Origin of the sequence: Escherichia sp. MOD1-EC5990, assembly GCF_002965285.1 — a bacterium.
In the GTDB taxonomy this organism is placed as follows: domain Bacteria; phylum Pseudomonadota; class Gammaproteobacteria; order Enterobacterales; family Enterobacteriaceae; genus Escherichia; species Escherichia coli_F.
In genome coordinates this window covers 1-5,078 of sequence record NZ_PTRV01000047.1, presented here as the reverse complement: position 1 = coordinate 5,078, position 5,078 = coordinate 1, and the positions used below count along the sequence as shown (strand labels likewise).

General features: G+C 52.0%; 2 protein-coding genes and 7 pseudogenes. 3 read left to right on the top strand and 6 right to left on the bottom strand.

The window, feature by feature from the left end:
• Positions 1-263 precede the first annotated feature (263 nt).
• Positions 264-404, bottom strand: a pseudogene (locus tag BEB42_RS25555) (hypothetical protein); the annotation flags it as partial.
• Positions 405-450: 46 nt separating this feature from the next.
• Positions 451-897, bottom strand: coding sequence for an antirestriction protein (locus BEB42_RS25550; RefSeq protein WP_236942419.1), 447 nt, complete (start codon positions 895-897; stop codon positions 451-453).
• 57 nt (positions 898-954) lie between these two features.
• Between BEB42_RS25550 and BEB42_RS25540 the strand changes: the two are divergent.
• A pseudogene (locus BEB42_RS25540) lies at positions 955-2,066 on the top strand (IS4 family transposase).
• A 189-nt stretch (positions 2,067-2,255) separates the two neighbouring features.
• Here BEB42_RS25540 and BEB42_RS25535 read toward each other — a convergent pair.
• The 3 pseudogenes from BEB42_RS25535 to istA form a co-directional block, all read right to left on the bottom strand.
• A pseudogene (locus tag BEB42_RS25535) lies at positions 2,256-2,684 on the bottom strand (hypothetical protein); the annotation flags it as partial.
• A 59-nt stretch (positions 2,685-2,743) separates the two neighbouring features.
• A pseudogene (locus tag BEB42_RS25530) lies at positions 2,744-2,923 on the bottom strand (ATP-binding protein); the annotation flags it as partial.
• Positions 2,924-3,072: 149 nt separating this feature from the next.
• A pseudogene (istA, locus tag BEB42_RS25525) lies at positions 3,073-4,190 on the bottom strand (IS21 family transposase).
• A 98-nt stretch (positions 4,191-4,288) separates the two neighbouring features.
• Here istA and BEB42_RS25520 point away from each other — a divergent pair.
• Positions 4,289-4,510 (top strand): annotated as a pseudogene (locus BEB42_RS25520) (tyrosine-type recombinase/integrase); the annotation flags it as partial.
• Between the two features lie 278 nt (positions 4,511-4,788).
• On the opposite strand, the pseudogene BEB42_RS26440 reads toward BEB42_RS25520, so the two are convergent.
• Positions 4,789-4,875 (bottom strand): annotated as a pseudogene (locus tag BEB42_RS26440) (replication protein RepB); the annotation flags it as partial.
• Between the two features lie 71 nt (positions 4,876-4,946).
• On the opposite strand from BEB42_RS26440, the gene BEB42_RS25505 reads away from it, so the two are divergent.
• The coding region (locus BEB42_RS25505; protein WP_172954556.1) for a transposase at positions 4,947-5,078 on the top strand (132 nt) is incomplete at its 3' end.

The window sequence follows — 5,078 nt, the reverse complement described above, 5'->3', positions numbered from 1 at the left end:
AGCTGATAGAAACAGAAGCCACTGGAGCACCTCAAAAACACCATCATACACTAAATCAGTAAGTTGGCAGCATCACCATTTTGATTTATGCTTTACATCAATTTTGGTGTTTGGGGGCTGGCCCGTAATACTGACACCTATTTAAATCTCGACGTCTAGAAAGACCAATGGGGGTGTGGCTGGCGAAAATGAAGGCGTAAAGTTCTAGCTTAACGTAGTTATGCCGTCATGAGTCGCTTATCACTGTAAAACGCCAGGGGGGCCAGCTCATCGTCTGACAGGCTCCAGTCCTGAGCCATATGGCGCACATCCCCACGGGTCAGCACCACGGCAAAAACACATTCACTGTCCGGCACATCTGTATCCAGCACTTCGCGGATAATGTCTTTAACAGTACAGTACATGTTCTCGTCTCCTTTACAGGGGCGGCATTGCCGCCCCGTCCGTTAATCAGTCCAGTGCCGCGTAAATCGCGTTGCATTCGGGGTGAAATTCGATGTGGCTCCACAACTGCGCATCACGTATCCGGTACAGGTGTGTCAACCCTGCGTTACCGCTGTCGTGGTGCAGCCACAACTGGCGGTTAATCACAAGGGAAGTCAGAATGATGCCTGCGGCATCAGCACTGACCGTGCGGTCAAACCAGTTTTCACCGTTAACCAGATGAAAATGGTCGCCATCCGGCATCATGTAACCGCCACCGTCCGGCAGGCGGATGAAGTGCCAGAAGCCTCCCTGATATTCCGGCATCATTTTTTGCGCCAGCCCGCACACGACGCTGAGGCCACATAACTGAAAACCCACAAGGCCATGCCCCGCATGGCCGGGTAAAGCGGAGCCGGCGGCGACTTCCTTTGTGCTCTGTCCGGGGACCGGCAGGAAAAAGGCGGGGAAAATCCCATAAGCGCTAACTTAAGGGTTGTGGTATTACGCCTGATATGATTTAACGTGCCGATGAATTACTCTCACGATAACTGTTCAGCAATTCTGGCCCATATTGGTAAGCCCGAAGAACTGGATACTTCGGCACGTAATGCCGGTGCTCTGACCCGCCGCCGCGAAATTCGTGATGCTGCAACTCTGCTACGTCTGGGGCTGGCTTACGGCCCCGGGGGGATGTCATTACGTGAAGTCACTGCATGGGCTCAGCTCCATGACGTTGCAACATTATCTGACGTGGCTCTCCTGAAACGGCTGCGGAATGCCACCGACTGGTTTGGCATACTTGCCGCACAAACACTTGCTGTACGCGCCGCAGTTACGGGTTGTACAAGCAGAAAGAGATTGCGTCTTGTCGATGGAACAGCAAACAGCGCGCCCGGGGGCGGCAGCGCTGAATGGCGACTACATATGGGATATGATCCTCATACCTGTCAGTTCACTGATTTTGAGCTAACCGACAGCAGAGACGCTGAACTGCTGGATCGATTTGCGCAAAAGGCAGACGAGATACGCATTGCTGACCGGGGATTCGGTTCGCGTCCCGAATGTATCCGCTCACTTGCTTTTGGAGAAGCTAATTATATCGTCCGGGTTCACTGGCGAGGATTGCGCTGGTTAACTGCAGAAGGAATGCGCTTTGACATGATGGGTTTTCTGCGCGGGCTGGATTGCGGTAAGAACGGTGAAACCACTGTAATGATAGGCAATTCAGGTAATAAAAAAGCCGGAGCTCCCTTTCCGGCACGTCTCATTGCCGTATCACTTCCTCCCGAAAAAGCATTAATCAGTAAAATCCGACTGCTCAGCGAGAATCGTCGAAAAGGACGAGTAGTTCCGGCGGAAACGCTGGAAGCAGCGGGCCATGTACTACTGCTAACATCATTATCGGAAGATGAATATTCAGCAGAGCAAGTGGCTGATTGTTTCCGTCTGCGATGGCAAATTGAACTGGCTTTTAAGCGGCTCAAAAGTTTGCTGCACTTGGATGCTTTGCGTGCAAAGGAACCTGAACTCGCGAAAGCGTGGATATTTGCTAATCTACTCGCCGCATTTTTAATTGACGACATAATCCAGCCATCGCTGGATTTTCCCCCAGACGTGCCGGATCCGAAAAGAAGAACTAACTCGTTGTGGAGAATAACAAAAATGGTCATCTGGAGCTTACAGGTGGCCATTCGTGGTACCGTATCCCTGACAGCCTACAAAACGCAATTGAAGAACGCGAGGCATCGTCTTAACGAGGTACCGAGGCGTCGCGTTCTTCAGATGGTTCAACCCTTAAGTTAGCGCTTATGGGATTTTCCCCGCCATCATCAGCCCCTGATTTTTGCCAGAGCATCCGCCATGCTGCGGATTTTGGCCCGTGCTTCCCGGACCACCTCCCGCAGAACACCACGGTCAAACCAGCGGCGGGGCGGTTCATCCGGTATACGCAGCACATCGCAGGCCAGCCCACTGGACAGGATATGCTCAATACAATCGCTGACCAGGTACATTTCCACCGACGAAAAACGTGCGCCCCGGTTCAGGATGGCATCGAGCACAACGGGCAGATTATCGTCGTCTTCATCGAGCCAGCAGGGGTGATCGCTTTCCTTCACCACCAGACGGAAGCGGCGCGTCTGGCGGGTCAGCAACGTCTGACCGGTTGTGATCAGCGCCGCCCGGATACGCCGCGCATCTTCTGCCACCTAGTAACTGACACTGCGTACCGCATCGCGCACCGCCGCAAGTACAGCCCTTGTCAACGCCACGATGTTTGACCGTTATTTGCCATTTTCATGCCCGCTAAATACTTTCGTTACTGATGCTGTCCGCTTTCCACCATTTCATCATCACTGATTGGCGTTGTGTTTTTGGTCAGCACTCCTGCTTTACGTTTCTCTTTTAACCGGTAACTCTCTCCTTTGATATTCAGCGTGGTTGAGAGATGTAGCAGCCGATCCAGGATCGCTGTTGCCAGCACGTGATCTCCGAACATCAGCTCTTTTTTAGCTGCCTGTTCCAGCAGGCTTTCAACGTGATAACTCAGATGCTCCATTTTCAGGCGATTCAGCAGGACTTCCAGCTCATGCATCACAACAGCTCCTCATAGGCACTCAGTGGCCGATGTTCCACCTGACTGACCTGCTACCAGAGCGGGCGTGATGCTCCGGCACTGTCTGCCAGCCAGACGATGCCGAACAGAGGCGATGTGAGGCCACCAGTTTCTCATTACTGTAGATCCGCAACTCGTCATCCAGCGATATTCGTATCGATACCGGCTGACCACACAGCGCTTCGGGAACGCTGTAACGATTACCGCCAACCTCGATATAACTGTCCCAGGACACATGGCAGATGTCGAAGTAACTGGTATCGAAGTCCGTATCCGGTAACGGCCGCAGATGTTCCTGCTCCAGCGCGAAGCGCTGTTCCGGCGTTTCTTTGAACTGGCGAAGTTCCCGTTTGTCAGCCACATCGGCTATCCATTGCTCCAGTTGTTGATTAACATGAGTGAAGCTGTCGAACCTGCGGTACCGGACGAAGAAGTTCTCCTTGAGGTATTTCACCATCCGCTCAACCTTACCTTTTGTTCTGGCCCTGCATGGACGGCATGCCCGTGGCAGGAAGTTATAGTGGTCGGCCAGCAACAGGAAGCCAGAGTTGAACACGACTTTTCCGTTGTTATTCTTCAGCACCGCAGCCTTCTGGTTATCAACCAGCACCGTTTTCACACAACCACCGAAGTAGCGGAAGGCGCGAACCAGTGATTCGTAGGTATGCTCAGCATCCTGTTTTGGTGCGGCAAAGACATGGAAGCGGCGGGAGAATCCCTGCGTATTAACCGCAAAGTTAACTTTGCACCGTTGCCCGGCAACCTCCACCTCAACTTCGCCCCAGTCGTGCTGGAGCTGGTATCCAGGCTGAGTTTCGAAGCGAACTGTTCTTTTTGACGGACGCATTTTACGTTTGAGCTGGATGTAGTAACGCAGCATGGAACGTCCGCCCGTATAGCCCATTGACTTAATCTTCGCGAAGATACCCTCGCTATTCCAGACATTCTCTGCCAGGCGCATGTCGATGTAATCCATAAACGGTTTCAGCTTAACCATTTTGTGGCGGGTCTTTTTGGCTGGCGGTTCAGGGTATTTGAGGTAGCGTCTGACCGTCCGTTCAGAGCAACCAATCTGAGTCGCAATATCGACAATGTACGCGCCCTGCTGGCGCATTTGCTTTATCATGTAAAAGTCCTCTCTGCTCAGCATGTTGATGTCCTTTCTGGTGTGGGAACCTTAAGGAAACAACATGTTGGGTGGAGCGGACAATCCAAATGGCGAATTACCGTCTTATATCACTGGCGCTGACAACACCACACACCTTCCGGCACAGCAATATCATGCACATGCTCTATCACCGCCAGCCCCGGAAAGTCATCCAGGCACTGGTTGGTCACAGGGATCCACGTTCGATGGAGGTTTATACCAGAGTGTTTGCACTGGATATGGCTGCCACGCTGGCAGTGCCTTTCACAGGTGACGGGCGGGATGCTGCGGAGATCCTGCGTACACTGCCTCCCCTGAAGTAACGGCACTTCCTTATATAAGCAGTGATCAGCAGAACAGACATAACATAAGCTGGAGCAGGTAGATAAGCTGTAGTGAGTAAACCATGTTTTATGAAGGGAGCAATGCCTCAACATCAGGTTACGGGGTGACTCACGTAAGGGACAGGCAGATGGCAGCTCAGCCACAGGCAGCACTGCAGGAAACTGAATATAAACTGCAGTGAGCAGACCACTCACTGCACCTGATAATATAAGCTGTAGTCAGTAAAGGAGCACTCTTCACTGCCTACAGTTTATGTTCAGCGGGATTTGAAGAGTTTTTCCAGGTCATCCAGCGTGATGCCCAGTTTTTCAAGCAGGGCAAGTTTCTCCGCCATCTCCGGACTGAAGTGGCACACTGAATTTGGCCACCTGAACAGAGGTGATATGCTCACCTCAGAACAACACAGGTGCTCCAATGAAAAAAAGAAATTTTAAACGCGAATCCGCTCAACTGGTTGTTGACCAGAACCACACGGTGGCAGATGCCGCCAAAGCTATGGATGTTGGCCTTTCCACAATGACAAGATGGGTCAAACAACTGCGTGAT